Here is a 16,274-nt window from a genome sequence, read left to right as displayed (position 1 = left end):
CAATGCGAATATTTGTCTACGGCAGTTTAAGAACCAGGCAAGGCAACAGTCACTGGATGACCAATGCCCTGCTGCTGGGGAATTACAATATCGAGAACTACCAGTTGTACAGCCTGGGCCACTATCCAGGCGCGGTTCCCGGCGAAGGAACGGTACAGGGTGAGGTTTATCGTATTGATAACGCGACGCTTGCCGAACTTGATGCCTTGCGCACCAGGGGCGGTGAATACGCGCGCCAGTTGATCCAGACGCCGTACGGAAGTGCGTGGATGTACGTCTACCAGCGTCCGGTCGAAGGGTTAACGCGGATTGTAAGCGGTAACTGGTTAGACAGAGACCAGTACTGAAAAAAACAACGCCACCGTGAGGTGGCGTTGTTTTTTTTGTTCCTTCAACTCTCTTCTGTATCCCGGCTCTGGGTTAAAAACAGAGGAACGAACAGCATGATGTACGGGGCAATAAGCCATAACAAACACAGGGCGCGTGAACGGCCATAGTAGTTTATGCACCGCGTATTGCTTGAAATGACGGGCAGGAAAAACAGTAAAAACAGCAGAATCGCATAATCGCTTCGATAAGGGATCCATAAGTAAAACAAAAACCAGGCGAGCTGGAATGTCATGATGCAGAGATACTGCCATTTGCTGTCTTTACCGTAACAGTCAAACGCCTTTATGTAGCCCATTTTTATGCTTTGAAGAAAGAAACTTAGCATGTATAACGCTCACGATCGCGACGGTCAGGAGTGTGCTCGTCAGCAACGCCCCTAAAAAATAGCTGTGGGTGATATCAGTAGCACCCGAGCCTAAAGTATGCAATTTACTATATCCTCTATCTACTGCAACAAAAAGCGTATATAGCCCGATGTTAATACAGAACTGAAGCAGACAAGAAGTGACAATATTCCTTGGGATTCTTTTTAATAGAGTGAGTAACGCATAAATAATACTTGCTGATAGAGCGAAGTAAAGCCCGTTAAATAAACTAGATAGTAAGGAGCTGCTTAATTCGCTGAATATTAAATTATCGCTTCCATAGTACCATGACAGATATTCAACATACGTACCTCTGCCAAATATAAAGGAGGCAATAATAAGGACGAATAGGCTCACGATATGGTTTTTCTTACTCATAATTTTGCTCCCTTAGATAGCAGCTCCTTCATCGTTTTACTGGCTTCTAGCTGATCTTTGATTATGGCAAGGTCACGAGTATTGTGGTTATATTTTGCAATAGCGGTTGGCGTACCTTTACCACCATTGTCCATAAAGAAGACAATATCCTTACGACCATAAAGAAGAACTTGTGGGATGGGATCTCGCCCATAACTCACCGCCTGCGGCAGGGAGTGGATAGACTCTGTAGTGAGGAACCGAGGAATATTTTCATGCTCAATATTACCTAAAGGTGTTGTGGCAACAAGAGAGCCAATAAAATCGGTCGTATACACTAACGCATCTGTATCTTTGGTCGTTACTTTTGAACCCGTAATATATTTTATCTGTTGCCAAAGGGTAATATCTTTAGGGATAACCTTAACGCCATCCATAAACATATCTTGCTTGCGTTTTAGCTGAATGACAGTACGGTGCACCTGTGTCATAGAGGGGCTGATTTCCCCAATAGAAGGCATAAGACCATCGCGAGAATAAAGTCGTTCAATGATAAAATAAATCCCTGTTGGGCGGGCAACATCAATGTTAATGGATGACATAAGAATCCTATAATGAGTGGGGATTAATGTTCATCATGACAGTATGTTGTGAACAGCCAGGCTATTCAACCACTCCCACCATAAATGATAGGGTGTCTTTTCTGTTTTTAATATCCAAATCAAAAAGAATGGGAATTATCTTAAATGATCCGTTTGTCCCGATTTTAACCAAAGAAATAAAAAAGCCCCGACCAGCGGGGCTTTATCGATTGGCAGTAAGAATTACTTCTTAGCAGCGCGTTCGAAAGAGGCGATGATTTCTGCTTTCGCCGCTTCTGCGTTGTCCCAGCCGTCAACTTTAACCCACTTGCCTTTTTCGAGGTCTTTGTAGTGCTCGAAGAAGTGAGTGATCTGCGCTTTCAGCAGTTCTGGCAGGTCGTTCACATCTTTGATGTGATCGTATTCTTTGCTCAGCTTGGTGTGCGGTACCGCAACCAGCTTCGCATCTTCACCGGATTCGTCGGTCATTTTCAGCACGCCAACTGGACGGCAGCGAATGACGGAGCCTGGCTCCAGTGGGTATGGCGTTGGGACCAGCACGTCAACCGGGTCACCGTCCAGAGACAGGGTGTGGTTGATGTAACCGTAGTTGCACGGATAGAACATCGCGGTAGACATGAAACGGTCTACGAACAGGGCGCCGCTCTCTTTGTCCACTTCGTATTTGATCGGATCTGCGTTAGCCGGGATTTCGATAACTACGTAGATGTCTTCTGGCAGTTCTTTACCCGCTGGGACGTTGAGTAAGCTCATGTCGGTGTCCTTTAAAATGGATGGTAAACAAGTGGCAGGTATTATAGCCAACTCGCGCTGAATGTCTCCGCCTGTTTTCGCCTTCTCTCCACGTTGTTACCACTTTTCAGACCGATTTCATGACAGGAAAATCCATAAACTCAGCCGCATTTTTCATGAAGAAATGAAAGCGATTACAAACTTGTGATTAACGTTTTATTCACTTTTCTGAAGTGTGATGTAACGCAATTCGTTACATATTTCATCGGCTATAGTCATTCCGCAGAACATCTTTTAACCAACAATAACTCACCCTACGAGGACGTTCATATGTGGAAGCGCTTACTCCTGGTCACAGCAGTTTCGGCAGCCATGTCGTCTATGGCGATGGCCGCCCCCTTAACCGTAGGTTTTTCGCAAGTCGGCTCTGAATCTGGCTGGCGAGCGGCGGAAACCAACGTGGCGAAAAGCGAGGCCCAGAAACGCGGCATCACCCTAAAAATCGCCGATGGTCAGCAAAAACAAGAGAACCAGATCAAAGCCGTACGCTCCTTTATCGCTCAGGGCGTGGATGCCATCTTTATTGCCCCCGTCGTGGCGACCGGCTGGGAGCCTGTCCTGAAGGAAGCGAAAGACGCCGAAATCCCGGTCTTCCTGCTCGATCGTTCCATAGATGTGAAAGACAAATCTCTCTATATGACCACCGTGACGGCCAACAACGTGCTTGAAGGGCAGTTAATTGGTGACTGGCTGGTGAAACAGGTCGACGGCAAGCCGTGTAACGTGGTTGAGCTGCAGGGAACCGTCGGCGCGAGCGTGGCCATCGACCGTAAGAAGGGGTTTGCTGAGGCCATTGCGAAAGCGCCAAACATCAAGATTATCCGCTCTCAGTCCGGCGACTTTACCCGCAGCAAAGGCAAAGAGGTCATGGAGAGCTTCATCAAGGCTGAAAACAACGGCAAAAACATCTGCATGGTTTATGCCCATAACGATGACATGGTGATCGGTGCGATTCAGGCGATTAAAGAAGCGGGCCTGAAGCCGGGCAAAGATATCCTGACCGGCTCTATCGACGGCGTGCCTGACATCTACAAAGCGATGATCGACGGCGAAGCCAACGCCAGCGTGGAACTCACGCCAAACATGGCGGGCCCGGCATTCGATGCGCTGGAGAAATTCAAGAAAGACGGCACGATGCCTGAGAAGGTGACGGTCACCAAATCCACGCTCTACCTGCCTGACACGGCGAAAGAAGAGTTAGAGAAGAAGAAAAATATGGGCTACTGATCCAGTGAAATTGCCGGGTGGCGCTGCGCTTACCCGGCCTACGATACGCTCTTTTGTAGGCCGGATAAGCGTAGCGCCATCCGGCTTGATGCAGGGGAAAAACCATGACCACTGAACAACACCAGGAAATCCTCCGCACAGAGGGCTTGAGTAAATTTTTCCCCGGCGTAAAAGCGCTGGATAACGTTGATTTCAGCCTGCGGCGCGGTGAGATTATGGCGCTGTTGGGCGAGAACGGCGCGGGGAAATCGACGCTGATTAAATCCCTGACCGGCGTTTATCACGCCGATCGCGGCACCATCTGGCTGGAAGGCAACGCCATTTCGCCAAAAAATACCGCCCATGCCCAGGAGCTGGGGATCGGGACGGTGTACCAGGAAGTGAACCTGCTGCCCAATATGTCGGTGGCGGATAACCTGTTTATTGGCCGCGAGCCACGGCGTTTTGGCCTGCTGCGCCGCAAAGAGATGGAGGCGCGGGCGACAGCGCTGATGGAATCTTACGGCTTCTCTCTTGACGTTCGCGAGCCGCTGAACCGCTTTTCCGTCGCCATGCAGCAGATTGTCGCGATTTGCCGCGCGATCGATCTCTCCGCAAAGGTGCTGATCCTCGACGAACCCACCGCCAGCCTCGATACCCAGGAAGTGGAGATGCTCTTTACCCTGATGCGCCAGCTGCGCGATCGGGGCGTCAGCCTGATTTTCGTGACGCACTTCCTCGATCAGGTGTATGAGGTGAGCGATCGCATTACGGTGCTGCGCAACGGCAGCTTTGTCGGCTGCCGCGAAACCCGCGAGCTGCCGCAGATCGAGCTGGTGAAAATGATGCTGGGCCGTGAACTCGACACCAACGCCCTTCAGCGCGCAGGCCGCACGCTGCTGAGCGATAAACCGATCGCAGCCTTCAGCGATTACGGCAAAAAAGGGGTGATCTCGCCGTTTAACCTGGAAGTCCGCCCGGGCGAAATTGTCGGTCTGGCGGGCCTGTTAGGATCGGGACGTACCGAAACCGCCGAGGTGATCTTCGGGATCAAACCTGCGGACAGCGGCAGCGCGCTGATCAAGGGCAAACCGCAAACTCTGCGATCGCCGCATCAGGCCTCTTGCCTCGGGGTGGGCTTCTGCCCGGAAGACCGGAAAACGGATGGCATCATTGCCGCGGCCTCGGTGCGGGAGAACATTATTCTGGCCCTGCAGGCCCAGCGCGGCTGGCTACGGCCGATCCCACGCAAAGAGCAAAACGCCATTGCCGAGCGCTTTATCCGCCAGCTCGGCATCCGCACCCCGAGCGCGGAACAGCCGATTGAATTTCTCTCCGGCGGTAACCAGCAGAAAGTGCTGCTGTCACGCTGGCTGCTGACCAAACCCCAGTTCCTGATCCTCGACGAACCGACCCGCGGCATAGACGTGGGGGCGCACGCCGAAATTATCCGCCTTATCGAAACGCTGTGTGCGGACGGGCTGGCGCTGCTGGTCATTTCGTCCGAGCTGGAAGAGCTGGTGGGGTATGCCGATCGCGTCATTATCATGCGCGATCGCAAACAGGTGGCAGAGATCCCGCTGGATAAGCTGTCCGTTCCGGCGATCATGAATGCCATCGCGGCATAAGGAGTGAATCGTGATGCCCCGTTCGCTTTCGCAAACCGGTGAGACAAAGCGCCGCTTCAGCTGGCCAACCGGCACGCCGCAAATCGCGGCGCTGCTGGTGGTACTGCTTATTGATAGCCTGGTCGCACCGCATTTCTTCCAGATTATTGTTCAGGATGGCCGCCTGTTTGGCAGCCCGATAGACATTTTAAACCGTGCCGCACCCGTGGCGCTGCTGGCCATCGGAATGACGCTGGTTATCGCCACCGGCGGGATTGATCTCTCCGTCGGCGCGGTGATGGCCATCGCCGGGGCCACGGCAGCCTCAATGACCGTCGCCGGGCATAGCCTGCCGGTCGTTCTGCTGGCGGCGTTAGGTACCGGCGTGCTGGCAGGATTATGGAACGGCATTCTGGTGGCGGTGCTGAAAATTCAGCCCTTTGTCGCCACCCTGATTTTAATGGTGGCCGGGCGCGGCGTGGCGCAGCTCATTACCTCCGGTCAGATCGTCACCTTTAATTCCCCGAGCCTCGCGTGGCTCGGTAGCGGCAACCTTCTGTTCTTCCCGACGCCGGTCATTATTGCCCTGGTGACGCTAGCGGTGTTCTGGCTCTTCACCCGCAAAACGGCGCTGGGGATGTTCATAGAAGCCGTCGGGATCAATATTCGTGCGGCACGCAACGCCGGGGTCAACACGCGGCTGATGGTCATGCTGACCTACGTGTTGAGCGGCGTGTGCGCCGCCATCGCCGGGGTCATCGTCGCGGCGGATATCCGCGGGGCCGACGCCAACAACGCGGGACTCTGGCTGGAGCTGGACGCGATCCTCGCGGTGGTGATCGGCGGCGGGTCGCTGATGGGCGGGCGCTTTAACCTGCTGCTCTCGGTGATTGGCGCGCTGATCATTCAGGGCATGAACACCGGGATCCTGCTCTCCGGTTTTCAGCCGGAACTCAACCAGGTGGTGAAAGCCGTGGTCGTGCTCTGCGTGCTGATCGTCCAGTCACCGCGCTTTGTCAGCATCATTAAGGGGATCCGTGGCCATGATAAAACGTAATTTACCGTTAATGATCACCCTGGGCGTGTTTGTTCTGGGGTATCTCTACTGCCTGACCCAGTTCCCGGGGTTTGCATCGACGCGCGTGATTTGCAATATCCTGACCGATAACGCCTTTTTAGGCATCATCGCCGTCGGCATGACCTTTGTGATCCTCTCCGGCGGGATCGATCTCTCCGTCGGCTCGGTGATCGCGTTTACGGGCGTGTTCCTTGCGAAGGCGATCGGCTTCTGGGGGATCTCTCCTCTGGTGGCGTTTCCGCTGGTGCTGGTGATGGGCTGCGCGTTTGGCGCCTTTATGGGGCTGCTGATCGACGCGTTAAAAATTCCGGCGTTTATCATTACCCTCGCGGGCATGTTCTTCCTGCGCGGGGTGAGCTATCTGGTGTCGGAAGAGTCGATTCCGATTAACCACCCCATCTACGACACGCTCTCCAGCCTGGCGTGGAAAATCCCCGGCGGCGGCCGTCTGAGCGCGATGGGGCTTCTGATGCTGGGCGTGGTGGTCATTGGCATCTTCCTCGCCCACCGCACCCGGTTTGGCAACCAGGTGTACGCCATTGGCGGCAACGCCACGTCGGCCAACCTGATGGGGATTTCTACCCGCAGCACCACCATCCGCATCTATATGCTTTCGACCGGGCTGGCGACGCTGGCGGGCATTGTCTTCTCGGTTTATACCCAGGCCGGTTACGCGCTGGCGGGCGTCGGCGTTGAGCTGGATGCGATTGCTTCTGTGGTCATCGGCGGCACGCTGCTCAGCGGCGGGGTAGGTACGGTGCTGGGCACGTTGTTCGGCGTGGCGATCCAGGGGCTGATACAAACCTATATCAACTTTGACGGCACGCTCAGCTCGTGGTGGACGAAGATCGCCATCGGCATTTTGCTGTTTATTTTTATTGCCCTGCAGCGCGGTCTGACGGTGCTCTGGGAGAACCGCCAGAGCTCGCCTGTTACACGCGTAGACACATCAGTAACAGAGCCATAACACGCTGAAATTGCTTAAAGTCTAAACATTTTCCGGTAGCGGCCGATACTCTTCTTTTACGCCAAGAAATATCTCGCTACCGGAAATAACATCATGCTTAAAACGCTATCGATTCGTACCGGCTTGCTCTCTTTACTGGCCGTTATGACCCTTCTGCTGCTGATTGTCAGCGGCATTGGTATTTATGCCCTCACACAGAGTTCTTCTTCGCTGCAGCGCATCAACCACCTTCAGGGTGAGCAGATGGTGCAGCTTAATTCTGGCTATACGCTGATCCTGCGCGCGCGCAACGAGGCGGGTCAGGCCGTCCGTATGATGGAAATCGGCATGCTGGACGATGCGGCCAAATCGGTAAAAAACATCAATCAGGAAGTGGCCGTCGCCCAGAAAACGCTCAAAGGCGTGATCGACGGCGGCGTGGCCGACAGGCAGGGGCAGCAGCTTCTCGATAAAGTCGCGGCCAGCCTGGCGACGTATAACCAGCAGGGGATCAACCCGATGCTGAAAACCCTGAATGACCAGAGCGCGGACAGCTATTACGATCTGCTGGAGAACGCGCTAATCCCGGTTGCGAAGCAGTTTGATAACGATATGCAGGCGTTTCAGAAATGGAGCGAAGCGCGGGGTCAGGCGGAAGTGAGTGCCGTGCAGGCGAGTAAAACCCGCGTGCTGATCCTGATTATCGTTGCGGCGCTGCTGACGGCAGGCATTATCGTGCTGGCCTGGCTGGTGCTGCGCCACATGCTGCTCAAGCCGCTCTCGGCGTCGATCGCTCAACTGGAGAACGTGGCGGCGGGCGATTTAACCCATACCCTGAATGCGCCAGCGAGCCAGGAGTTTAACCGTCTCAACGCGGCGATAGAGGAGATGCGCCAGTCGCTGATGAACTCGGTTCTGCGGGTACGTGATGCCAGCTCGCAAATTGACACCGGTAGCCGCGAGCTGACGGCGGGGAACCGGGATCTTGCCGAGCGTACGGAATCCACCGCCACCTCGCTGGAACAGACGGCGGCCAGCATGGAACAGATCACCGCCACGGTGAAACTCAACGCCGATAACGCCGAGCAGGCGCACCAGCTGGCGAAGTCAGTGTCCGACACGGCCGATCACGGCAGCGAAATGGTCTGCTACGTGATTGAAAAAATGCGCGATATCTCCGGCAGCTCGGCGCGGATCGCCGACATCCTGAGCGTGATCGACGGCATTGCCTTCCAGACCAATATTCTGGCGCTTAACGCCTCCGTGGAAGCGGCGCGCGCGGGCGAGCAGGGGCGCGGGTTTGCCGTCGTCGCTGGCGAAGTGCGAAATCTTGCCAGCCGCAGCGCCGACGCGGCGAAAGAGATCCGTTCGCTTATCAGCGATTCGCAGACCCACGTTAACGAGGGCAGCGAGCTGGCTCAGCAGGCTGGCGAAACGATGGATGAGATTGCAACAGAAGTGCTGCGCATGACTAAACTGATGCGCGAGATTGCGACCGCGTCCCAGGAGCAGAGCCGCGGCATTGAGCAGGTGAATATTGCGGTGAACCAGATGGACGAAACCGCGCAGCAGAATGCGGCGCTGGTGCAGCAATCCTCCGCCGCGACCCGCTCCCTTGAGGAGCAGTCGCGTCAGCTGATGGAAGCCATGTCATCATTCAAAGTGACGTCTCAGACCGCGGCATAATATTCCCCAGCCCCGGAACGTTCTGTGCCGGGGCTTTATTCCTCGCGGAATTAACTGCCGCAATATTATCGTGAATATCGCCCATTAATATTTCCAGTGAGCTGGTTAAGGCTAACGCTTTTTCAGTCGGCTCAAGATATAAACCCTTGCGGAAAAATAACGGCTCATCAAACAGCTGATTAAAACGCTTCAGGGCCAGACTTACCGCCGGGCGTGACATATCGAGGCGCACAGAGGCCTTTGCCATGCTGCCGCAGCGGACGATTTCAATAAATACAGGGATAAGATTTAAATCAATACCGGTAGTAGCACGAGAATAATTTTTCATTGCGGTTCTGCTCCAGGAAATATCTGTCAAACTGTTATGGAAATAATGCAGGAGCAGTGGTGAATATTAAAGCGTGTTTTTTATAAACACTTATACGTTAAAATATATAAATGACCAGGGGAGCCAGAACGGCTCCCCTGAAGAAAGGTATTACGCGTCCGGGTACTCACGGATAAAACGTTCAACGTCTTCAACCATGTGGTTGTTGCCGACGAAGAATGAACGGCGCTGGTGAAGGCTTTCCGGCACGATATCCAGAATACGCTCTTTACCGTCGCTCGCCTTACCGCCCGCCTGCTCGGCGAGGAACGCCATCGGGTTGCATTCGTACAGCAGGCGCAGCTTTCCGTCAGGGTGGCTTGCGGTGCTTGGATAGAGGTAGATACCGCCTTTCAGCAGGTTACGGTGGAAATCCGCGACCAGAGAGCCAATATAGCGGGAGGTGTAAGGGCGCTGCGTCGCTTTATCTTCTTCCTGGCAGAATTTGATGTACTTCTTCACGCCGTTCGGGAAGCGAATGTAGTTGCCTTCGTTGATGGAGTAGGTGTTGCCCTTCTCCGGGAAGCGCATGCGTTCCTGGCTCAGACAGAAAACGCCCAGTGAAGGATCGTACGTAAAGGCGTGAACCCCGCACCCGGTGGTGTATACCAGCATGGTGGAGGAGCCATAAACGACGTAACCGGCAGCCACCTGATTAATGCCCGGCTGCAGGAAATCTTCTTCGGTCACCGGCGTGCCAACAGGCGTGACGCGGCGGTAGATGGAGAAAATGGTACCGACAGAAACGTTAACGTCGATGTTTGAGGAGCCGTCGAGCGGATCCATCAGCACAACGTATTTCGCGTGTTCACACCCTTCGAAAACAACAATTTCATCTTCTTCTTCGGAGGCGATACCCGCAACGATGTCGCGCGCGCGCAGTGCAGCTTTCAGTTTTTCATTTGCGAACAGATCGAGTTTCTGCTGAACCTCGCCCTGAACGTTCTCGGCACCGCTGGCACCCAGGATATCGACCAGACCGGCCTTGTTGATATCACGGTGGATGATCTTAGCGCCCAGCTTTATTGCCGACAGCAAAGCAGTGAGCTCACCGGTAGCATGAGAGAACTCGTGCTGCTTTTCGACAATAAATTCACCTAACGTTTTCATAACACTTTCCCTGCATCTTTGTGAGTAGAGCGATTTATGTTCACTAAAACGACTAAAGCCCAACAATCTTAACAAATATTCAAATAGTAGCGCAGAGGTGAATCGCGCCAGCAGGATACGGATTTTCCTGAAATGCGTTTCACACCCGCTGACATGTGAGTAAAATGTGCGCCACATTGAAGAAGGATAGTGACGTATGCGCATTCATATATTGGGGATTTGTGGCACTTTCATGGGCGGACTGGCAATGCTGGCGCGCTCGCTGGGCCACGAAGTGACAGGTTCGGACGCCAATGTGTATCCGCCAATGAGCACGCTTCTGGAAAAGCAGGGCATCTCTTTAATTCAGGGCTACGATGCCAGCCAGCTGGATCCCGAGCCGGATCTGGTGATCATTGGCAACGCCATGACCCGCGGCAATCCGTGCGTCGAGGCGGTACTGGAACGCAATATTCCGTTCATGTCCGGCCCGCAGTGGCTGCATGATTTCGTGCTGCGCGACCGTTGGGTGATTGCCGTGGCCGGCACGCACGGCAAAACGACCACCGCCGGGATGGCCACCTGGATCCTCGAAGCCTGCGGCTACAAGCCGGGCTTTGTGATCGGCGGCGTACCGGGCAACTTTGACGTTTCTGCCCGCCTGGGAGACAGCCCGTTCTTCGTTATCGAAGCCGACGAATATGACTGCGCGTTCTTCGACAAACGCTCCAAATTCGTCCATTACTGCCCGCGGACGCTGATCCTCAATAACCTTGAGTTCGACCATGCGGATATCTTTGACGACCTGAAAGCGATCCAGAAACAGTTCCACCACCTGGTGCGCATCGTGCCGGGTCAGGGACGCATCATCCTGCCGGAAAACGACATCAACCTGAAACAGACGATGGCGATGGGCTGCTGGAGCGAGCAGGAGCTGGTGGGCGAGCAGGGCCACTGGCAGGCGAAGAAACTCAACGCCGATGCCTCCGAGTGGGAAGTGCTGCTCGACGGCGAGAAAGTGGGCGAGGTGAAGTGGGGACTGGTGGGCGAGCACAACATGCACAACGGCCTGATGGCCATTGCTGCCGCACGCCACGTGGGCGTTCTGCCTGCGGATGCAGCGAATGCGCTGGGCTCGTTTATCAATGCCCGTCGCCGCCTGGAGCTGCGCGGTGAAGCCCACGGCGTCACGGTGTACGACGATTTCGCGCACCACCCAACGGCGATTCTGGCGACGCTTGCGGCTCTGCGCGGAAAAGTCGGCGGTACCGCGCGCATTCTGGCGGTGCTGGAACCGCGCTCGAACACCATGAAGATGGGCATCTGTAAAGACGATCTCGCGCCGTCATTAGGACGCGCCGACGAGGTCTTCCTGCTGCAGCCGCAGCATATTCCGTGGCAGGTGGCGGAAGTGGCCGATGCCTGCATTCAGCCTGCGCACTGGAGTGCGGATGTGGATGTGCTCGCGGATATGGTCGTAAAAGCGGCCCAGCCCGGTGACCATATTCTGGTCATGAGCAACGGCGGTTTCGGTGGTATCCATCAGAAGCTGCTGGACGGTCTGGCGAAAAAAGCGGAAGCGGCCGCCGACGCGTAAAAAAAAGCCCGGTGGCGCTCGCGCTTACCGGGCTTACATTTGCACGACCTTGTAGGCCGGATAAGGCGTTTACGCCGCCATCCGGCGCAAAACCGCACGGATTACTCTTCGTTCTCAGACAGCTCGCGCAGATACTGGAAAATCAGGCGCGCAGACTTCGGCGGCTTATTCCCTTCTTTCTCTTTCTTCGCGTTGCGGATCAAGGAACGCAGCTGCTGGCGGTCGGCATCCGGCCACAGGTTCAGCACTTCCGGTACGGCGTCATCACCCTGTTCAATCAGACGATCGCGGATCTGCTCAAGCTTATGGAAAAACGCAACCTGCTGGTTGTGGCGGTTTTTCAGCTTGTCCAGCGCCTGGCGGATCGGATCGACGTCGCGCTGACGCAGCATTTTCCCGATAAGCTGAAGCTGGCGACGACGGCCTTCTTTTTTGATTTTCTGTGCCAGTTCAATGGCATCACGCAGATCCTGGTCGAGCGGGATCTTATCCAGCGCGTTTTTACCCAGTTCTACCATTTCCGCGCCAAGCTGTTTTAACTCTTCGGCGTCACGTTTAATTTCACTTTTACTGACCCAGATGATCTCATCATCTTCGTCTTCGATGTCATCACCGGGAACGTCGTCGAGCCAGTCTTCGGGCTGCTTAGTCATGTCAGGCTCCTTAAAAAAAGAGGCTAATGTTACCAGTTAAGACGCGCACTGAAAAACGGTTCTCTGTTAGACTTCAGATAACTCTCTCTTACAGTATGGCATTTGCGATGAAAGTAACCTCACAAGTTGAAGCGCAGCGTAAGATTCTGGAAGAAGCCGTCTCCACCGCGCTGATGCTTGCTTCAGAAAAATCAGATGGCGCCGAAGTGGCGGTCAGCAAAACCACCGGCATTAGCGTGAGCACCCGCTATGGCGAAGTGGAGAATGTTGAATTCAACAGCGATGGCGCGCTGGGGATCACGGTCTATCACCAGAATCGCAAAGGCAGTGCGTCATCCACCGATCTCAGTCCGGATGCCATCGCCCGTACGGTGCAGGCCGCGCTGGATATTGCCCGTTACACCTCGCCGGATCCTTACGCTGGCGTGGCGGATAAAGAGCTGCTGGCGTTTGATGCGCCGGATCTCGATCTTTTCCACCCGGCAGAGGTTACGCCGGACGAAGCGATTGAACTGGCTGCCCGCGCAGAGCAGGCGTCTTTGCAGGCTGACAAGCGCATCACCAATACCGAAGGCGGCAGCTTTAACAGCCACTACGGCATCAAAGTGTTCGGCAACAGCCACGGCATGCTGCAGGGCTACTGCTCCACCCGCCACTCGCTCTCCAGCTGCGTCATCGCCGAAGAGAACGGAGACATGGAGCGCGACTACGCCTACACCATTGGCCGCGCGTTGGGGGATTTACAGTCTCCGGAGTGGGTGGGTAAAGAGTGCGCCGAGCGCACGTTGTCCCGCCTGTCGCCGCGCAAGCTCTCCACCATGAAGGCCCCGGTCATTTTTGCCAACGAAGTGGCGACCGGTCTGTTTGGTCATCTGGTGGGCGCGATTGCCGGTGGCTCCGTTTACCGTAAATCGACCTTCCTGCTCGACTCGCTGGGCAAGCAGATCCTGCCGGAATGGCTGACCATCGAAGAGCATCCACACCTGCTGAAAGGGCTGGCCTCCACGCCGTTCGACAGCGAAGGCGTGCGCACCGAACGTCGCGATATCATCAAAGACGGTATTCTGACCCAGTGGCTGCTGACCAACTACTCCGCGCGCAAGCTGGGGCTGAAAAGCACCGGTCACGCGGGCGGTATCCACAACTGGCGGATTGCCGGCCAGGGCCTCAACTTTGAGCAGATGCTGAAAGAGATGGGCACCGGTCTGGTGGTGACCGAGCTGATGGGCCAGGGCGTAAGCGGTATTACCGGGGATTACTCTCGCGGTGCGGCGGGCTTCTGGGTGGAAAACGGCGAAATCCAGTATCCGGTGAGCGAAATTACGATTGCCGGCAACCTGAAGGACATGTGGCGCAACATCGTTACGGTCGGTAACGATATTGAAACACGTAGCAATATACAGTGTGGTTCAGTTCTTCTGCCCGAAATGAAAATTGCGGGTCAATAAAGATAGCGTTTTGTTAATAATAAAAAAGGAAGTGAGCAATGCGTAAACACCTGTTAGCGATCGTCGCAGCTTCAACGCTGGTTCTTGGCTCTTCTGCGTTTGCTGCCGATCTTGAAGACGACATGGGCATCCTCGGTCAAAACCTGAAGGTGGTGCAGAAAACGGACAATGCGGCTGAAATGAAAGACGCACTGACCAAAATGCGTGAAGCGGCGCTGGACGCCCAAAAAGCCACCCCGCCAAAGCTGGAAAGCAAAGCGGCAGACAGTGCTGAGATGAAAGACTACCGCCACGGCTTTGACGTGCTGGTCGGCCAGATCGACGGCGCGCTGAAGCTCGCCAACGAAGGCAAAGTGAAAGAAGCCCAGGCGGCGGCCGAGCAGTTTGTGACTACGCGCAACACGTATCATCAAAAGTATCGTTAATTGGGTGCCTGAGCTGTACGTCCTTTCTCCGTATGCGGGGGCGCATTATGCGCCCCCGCATCTTTGCTCCCTACCGGTCGGAGCGACACTCCATCCGCGCTGTCACTTCAAGCGAGCCGTTTCGAAAACGGATCTCGCACAGTGTTTTCCTCGTCACCAGCGTTAAGATGATTATCGTCAAAGAAATAATCATCAAAACCCCGATACTTGGGGATTGGCGTTTCATGGATGCCTCCTTGCTTTAAAGCGGGCGAGGTAGCAAACATCACGTGGCTAGACGTGTCGTTTACAGCCCCGTCCTGATTTACATTCAGGTAGGGGCTTTCCACTTTCCGTCCCATGCCTGAGACGGTCAGTCTCAAGCACCCGTCGCCACTCTAGCGAATCCCCATAAGAAAACCTTATCCACATCACATTTCTACGAGCCCGCTCGGAAACTTTTCCACTCTGCTTGCCTGTTTATTGCCGCTTAATAGCGTGATATTCATCACGCAAATACAGCGATTTATCCATATTCAGCGCATTTATGTGGCACAGATCACTGCTGCGGCTCGCCTTTCCACTTCGAAGTGGAAAACAACTCGCTACAAACAATTCCCCCCCAACGTTAGTTTCATTCCAGAGCCATTAACGGGGTAAGACCAGTGATTAACGGAGCGGTAATGAACGACGTTGGGGAACAGGCAGTGCAAACAGAGCAGCTCGCGAACACTATGCTGCAGCAGGTTTATGCCCTGCTGGCCCGGCACGACATCATCCCCAATGCGGTACAGGAACAGATGCTGACCTCCCACGTTCGCGCAATGGCGCACCGGTCCGTGACCGGCGAGCCGCTGCCGGAGGTTGAAGCGGAACTGTTCGACGAAATTTCACCGGATTCAATGCGGCTGGCACGAGAAGTGGTAGCGCAGTTTGGCAACCTTCCTGATGAAGAGGCCTGGCTGCTCTCCGTTCACTTTGAAGTCGCGAAAGACAACCTTTAAGGAGCAACACATGGAACAGATTACAGTCGTGATTGGCGATCGCCTGGGCAAAGGTCAGAAAGTGGCCGCTGGTGTGGAAAAAGCAGGTGGACGCGCGGTTGTCGTACCGGGTATGGCTGCCGATATGAAGCTCGGCGACGTGATGAAAGCGGAAAACGCCACCTTCGGCATCTCCTTCTGCGGCAGCGGCGGCGCGGGTGCCATCACGGCGCAAACCAAATATGGCTACAAAGCCAAATACGGCATGCGTTCCGTGGAAGAGGGCGTGACCGCCATCAACGAAGGCTGCAACGTGCTGGGCTTTGGCTTTATGGATAAAGAAGAGCTGGGCGAGCGTCTGGTACAGGCGTGGCAGAAGAAATACGGCGCATAAGCATGAAAGAACAGTTCACAACCACGGTGAGAGTGAAGGGCAAAGGCGACGCCAAAGCGCGCGCTTTTGCCGACGCGCTCAACCACGTTCAGGCCGCGGTGATGAAAGCCTCACCGCATATCTTACTGCGTATTGAGCCACAGGATGTGCAGGTCGTTCAGGCGCAAGAAGCGGTGCGAAAAGAAGCCTTTCTGTTCTTCTTTTTGCGCCGGGAAAGACGCACCTACAGCGTGGAGCTGGATGTGACCGTCAACGTGACCGCTATCAATCTTGACCAGGTGGATTTCGTCACGCAACGCTGATTATTCAT

The 16,274-nt window shown here is 54.8% G+C and carries 20 protein-coding genes; 12 read left to right on the top strand and 8 right to left on the bottom strand.

Features of this window, described 5'->3' with window-relative positions; all coding sequences use genetic code 11:
• Positions 1–2: 2 nt before the first annotated feature.
• A complete protein-coding gene (locus AC3WOK_RS15365; protein WP_024907288.1) occupies positions 3–347 on the top strand; it encodes a gamma-glutamylcyclotransferase family protein in 345 nt (114 codons plus the stop codon).
• On the opposite strand, the gene AC3WOK_RS15360 is transcribed toward AC3WOK_RS15365, so the two are convergent.
• From AC3WOK_RS15360 to ppa, 4 genes are all read right to left on the bottom strand, one after another.
• Positions 327–641, bottom strand: a complete 315-nt coding sequence (locus AC3WOK_RS15360) for a hypothetical protein (RefSeq protein ID WP_165602452.1) — start codon at positions 639–641, stop codon at positions 327–329. The genes AC3WOK_RS15365 and AC3WOK_RS15360 overlap by 21 nt on opposite strands.
• A 21-nt stretch (positions 642–662) precedes the next feature.
• Positions 663–1,133: a hypothetical protein gene (locus tag AC3WOK_RS15355; RefSeq protein WP_063430246.1), complete on the bottom strand. Its 471-nt coding sequence runs from the start codon at positions 1,131–1,133 to the stop codon at positions 663–665.
• Positions 1,130–1,714 (bottom strand): hypothetical protein, encoded by a 585-nt coding sequence (locus tag AC3WOK_RS15350; RefSeq protein WP_134349458.1) that lies wholly within the window; start codon positions 1,712–1,714, stop codon positions 1,130–1,132. The genes AC3WOK_RS15355 and AC3WOK_RS15350 overlap by 4 nt, the downstream gene beginning before the upstream one ends.
• A gap of 222 nt (positions 1,715–1,936) precedes the next feature.
• Entirely contained in the window at positions 1,937–2,467 is a 531-nt protein-coding gene (gene ppa / locus AC3WOK_RS15345) for an inorganic diphosphatase (RefSeq protein WP_010427397.1), read from the bottom strand.
• 309 nt (positions 2,468–2,776) lie between these two features.
• Here ppa and ytfQ point away from each other — a divergent pair, with 309 nt between their 5' ends.
• From ytfQ to AC3WOK_RS15320, 5 genes are all read left to right on the top strand, one after another.
• The gene (ytfQ, locus tag AC3WOK_RS15340) at positions 2,777–3,733 is read left to right on the top strand and encodes a galactofuranose ABC transporter substrate-binding protein YtfQ (RefSeq protein WP_014882271.1); all 957 of its coding nucleotides are present in this window, start codon (positions 2,777–2,779) and stop codon (positions 3,731–3,733) included.
• 104 nt (positions 3,734–3,837) lie between these two features.
• Positions 3,838–5,340, top strand: coding sequence for a galactofuranose ABC transporter, ATP-binding protein YtfR (gene ytfR / locus AC3WOK_RS15335; RefSeq protein ID WP_492354768.1), 1,503 nt, complete (start codon positions 3,838–3,840; stop codon positions 5,338–5,340).
• Between the two features lie 10 nt (positions 5,341–5,350).
• Positions 5,351–6,376, top strand: coding sequence for a galactofuranose ABC transporter, ATP-binding protein YtfT (gene ytfT / locus AC3WOK_RS15330; protein ID WP_186437550.1), 1,026 nt, complete (start codon positions 5,351–5,353; stop codon positions 6,374–6,376).
• Positions 6,363–7,364 carry a galactofuranose ABC transporter, permease protein YjfF gene (gene yjfF, locus AC3WOK_RS15325; RefSeq protein ID WP_492354767.1) on the top strand — a complete coding sequence of 334 codons (1,002 nt, stop codon included), beginning with the start codon at positions 6,363–6,365 and terminating at the stop codon, positions 7,362–7,364. The genes ytfT and yjfF overlap by 14 nt, the downstream gene beginning before the upstream one ends.
• A gap of 93 nt (positions 7,365–7,457) precedes the next feature.
• Positions 7,458–9,029 carry a methyl-accepting chemotaxis protein gene (locus AC3WOK_RS15320; protein WP_059311896.1) on the top strand — a complete coding sequence of 524 codons (1,572 nt, stop codon included), beginning with the start codon at positions 7,458–7,460 and terminating at the stop codon, positions 9,027–9,029.
• On the opposite strand, the gene AC3WOK_RS15315 is transcribed toward AC3WOK_RS15320, so the two are convergent.
• Complete coding sequence (locus AC3WOK_RS15315) at positions 9,001–9,357, bottom strand: helix-turn-helix domain-containing protein (protein ID WP_047346166.1); 357 nt, start codon at positions 9,355–9,357, stop codon at positions 9,001–9,003. The two genes, AC3WOK_RS15320 and AC3WOK_RS15315, sit on opposite strands and share 29 nt — an antisense overlap.
• Positions 9,358–9,507: 150 nt before the next feature.
• Positions 9,508–10,506, bottom strand: a complete 999-nt coding sequence (gene fbp / locus AC3WOK_RS15310; RefSeq protein ID WP_023310178.1) for a class 1 fructose-bisphosphatase — start codon at positions 10,504–10,506, stop codon at positions 9,508–9,510.
• A gap of 196 nt (positions 10,507–10,702) precedes the next feature.
• Between fbp and mpl the strand changes: the two genes are divergently transcribed.
• Positions 10,703–12,082, top strand: coding sequence for a UDP-N-acetylmuramate:L-alanyl-gamma-D-glutamyl-meso-diaminopimelate ligase (gene mpl, locus AC3WOK_RS15305; RefSeq protein WP_059311895.1), 1,380 nt, complete (start codon positions 10,703–10,705; stop codon positions 12,080–12,082).
• 101 nt (positions 12,083–12,183) lie between these two features.
• Here mpl and yjgA read toward each other — a convergent pair whose 3' ends face one another.
• On the bottom strand, positions 12,184–12,735 hold the full coding sequence (gene yjgA / locus AC3WOK_RS15300) for a ribosome biogenesis factor YjgA (RefSeq protein ID WP_023334300.1): 552 nt from the start codon (positions 12,733–12,735) through the stop codon (positions 12,184–12,186).
• A gap of 95 nt (positions 12,736–12,830) precedes the next feature.
• On the opposite strand from yjgA, the gene pmbA reads away from it, so the two are divergent.
• Positions 12,831–14,183: a metalloprotease PmbA gene (pmbA, locus tag AC3WOK_RS15295; RefSeq protein ID WP_063430236.1), complete on the top strand. Its 1,353-nt coding sequence runs from the start codon at positions 12,831–12,833 to the stop codon at positions 14,181–14,183.
• A 38-nt stretch (positions 14,184–14,221) separates the two neighbouring features.
• Positions 14,222–14,608: a cytochrome b562 gene (cybC, locus tag AC3WOK_RS15290; RefSeq protein WP_023334302.1), complete on the top strand. Its 387-nt coding sequence runs from the start codon at positions 14,222–14,224 to the stop codon at positions 14,606–14,608.
• A gap of 70 nt (positions 14,609–14,678) precedes the next feature.
• Here cybC and AC3WOK_RS15285 read toward each other — a convergent pair whose 3' ends face one another.
• Positions 14,679–14,801: a Hok/Gef family protein gene (locus AC3WOK_RS15285; protein WP_231686671.1), complete on the bottom strand. Its 123-nt coding sequence runs from the start codon at positions 14,799–14,801 to the stop codon at positions 14,679–14,681.
• 451 nt (positions 14,802–15,252) lie between these two features.
• Between AC3WOK_RS15285 and AC3WOK_RS15280 the strand changes: the two genes are divergently transcribed.
• From AC3WOK_RS15280 to AC3WOK_RS15270, 3 genes are read left to right on the top strand one after another with little or no spacing between them, the layout of a single operon-like run.
• On the top strand, positions 15,253–15,591 hold the full coding sequence (locus tag AC3WOK_RS15280; protein ID WP_088208733.1) for a glycine dehydrogenase: 339 nt from the start codon (positions 15,253–15,255) through the stop codon (positions 15,589–15,591).
• Between the two features lie 10 nt (positions 15,592–15,601).
• The gene (locus AC3WOK_RS15275) at positions 15,602–15,964 is read left to right on the top strand and encodes an SFCGS family glycine-rich protein (RefSeq protein ID WP_023293430.1); all 363 of its coding nucleotides are present in this window, start codon (positions 15,602–15,604) and stop codon (positions 15,962–15,964) included.
• Positions 15,965–15,966: 2 nt separating this feature from the next.
• The gene (locus AC3WOK_RS15270) at positions 15,967–16,266 is read left to right on the top strand and encodes a DUF4312 family protein (protein WP_006810338.1); all 300 of its coding nucleotides are present in this window, start codon (positions 15,967–15,969) and stop codon (positions 16,264–16,266) included.
• Positions 16,267–16,274 lie beyond the last annotated feature (8 nt).

The organism is Enterobacter sp. FW301-JW81 (genome assembly GCF_058788735.1).
The sequence above is the reverse complement of the archived record's forward strand: the minus strand, read 5'-3'. Positions and strand labels throughout refer to the sequence as shown.